Annotated in this window: 1 protein-coding gene; it reads left to right on the forward strand. The window is 55.0% G+C overall.

Going from position 1 to position 1594, the window contains the following annotated elements:
* The first annotated feature begins 3 nt into the window (after positions 1-3).
* Positions 4-1434 (forward strand): IS1182 family transposase, encoded by a 1431-nt coding sequence (locus AC09SL_RS29390; protein WP_116641313.1) that lies wholly within the window; start codon positions 4-6, stop codon positions 1432-1434.
* Positions 1435-1594: the final 160 nt, after the last annotated feature.

A 1594-nucleotide genomic window follows, 5' to 3' on the forward strand; every position in this document is an offset into this window, starting at 1 on the left:
CCCATGAAACGCTTCATCCAAGGTGAACATCGAGATCAAACTACCTTGCTCCCCGAGAGCTTGGACGACTACGTCAGCGATACCAATCCGGTGCGCGTTGTCGATGTCTTCGTGGATGAACTCGACCTGATCACCTTGGGTTTTGAAAGCGCTGTCCCCGCTAAAACGGGCCGACCGGCTTATCACCCTGCAGTCATGCTGAAAATCTACATCTACGGCTATCTCAACCGTATCCAGTCAAGCCGGCGTCTTGAGTGCGAGGCGCAGCGCAACGTCGAGTTGATGTGGCTGACCGGTCGCCTGATGCCGGATTTCAAGACCATCGCCAACTTCCGCAAAGACAACTCAAAGGCCATTCGAGGAGTCTGTCGGCAGTTCGTCGTGCTGTGTCAACAACTGGGGCTTTTCTCGGAACATTTCGTTGCCATCGATGGCAGTAAATTCAAGGCGGTGAACCACCGCGACCGCAACTTCACCAGCGCCAAGCTGAAGCGCCGGATGGAAGAGATCGAATCAAGCATTGCCCGTTATCTGAAGGCGCTGGATGAGGCTGATCGGCAAGAGCCCAAGTCTTCAGGGCCCAAAGGCGGCCTGGAAGAGAAGATCGCCAAATTGAAGGAGCAGATGAAGGCGCTCCAGGCGATTGAAATACAGCTTGAAGCATCGCCGGACAAACAGATCTCGCTGACCGACCCGGACGCGCGCTCGATGATGATGACGAGCGGTCATGGCATCGTGGGCTACAACGTGCAGACAGCAGTCGATACCAAACACCATTTGATTGTCGCGCACGAGGTGACCAATGTCGGTCACGACCGTGATCAGCTTAGCTCGATGGCCCAGCAGGCCCGTGAGGCGATGCAAATCGAATCGTTGTCGGTGGTAGCGGACCGAGGGTATTACAAAAGCAGAGAAATCCTGGCCTGTCACGAGGCAGGGATCACCGCTTATGTGCCGAAAACGCTGAGTTCGCGGGCCAAATTTGATGGCCGTTTCGGTAATGACGAGTTTATTTACGACGCGGACAAAAATGTGTACGTCTGCCCCGCCAAGCAAGTGCTGATCTGGCGCAACTCTTATGTCGACAAGGGCAAGAAGCTGGACGTTTACTGGCACTCCAACTGCCAGGCCTGTTCGATAAAGGCGCAATGCACACCGGCCAGAGAGCGGAAGATTCGGCGCTGGGAACATGAGGCGGTACTGGAGGAAATGCAGGTCCGCCTGAACAATGAGCCGCAGATGATGAGCATCCGCAAGCGAACGGTCGAACACCCCTTCGGGACGCTGAAGCAATGGATGGGGGCGACGCATTTTTTGACGCGGCGGCTGGCTGGGGTAAGCACCGAAATGAGCTTGAATGTGCTCGCTTACAATTGGAAAAGGGTGATGAAAATCCTTGGTGCGCAGGGTCTGATGAAAGCGCTGGCGGCCTGAAGCCTGCCGTTTTGCCCCGTTAATCAAGCCTACGGAGCCTTGCTAGCGCTTGTAGGGGCCGTTTGGAGCTACAAGAGCGCTTTAGGTTTTAATCAATTGGCCAACACCTGTCGGCACTACGTGCCGACGATGTTTTATTTGTTTTTACACACTCTGGGCC

The organism is Pseudomonas sp. PF05, assembly GCF_056521845.1.

What these genes read in the sequence shown, in the direction of transcription:
- AC09SL_RS29390 (WP_116641313.1), top strand. Translation starts at nt 4, where the DNA reads ATGAAACGCTTCATCCAAGGTGAACATCGAGATCAAACTACCTTGCTC.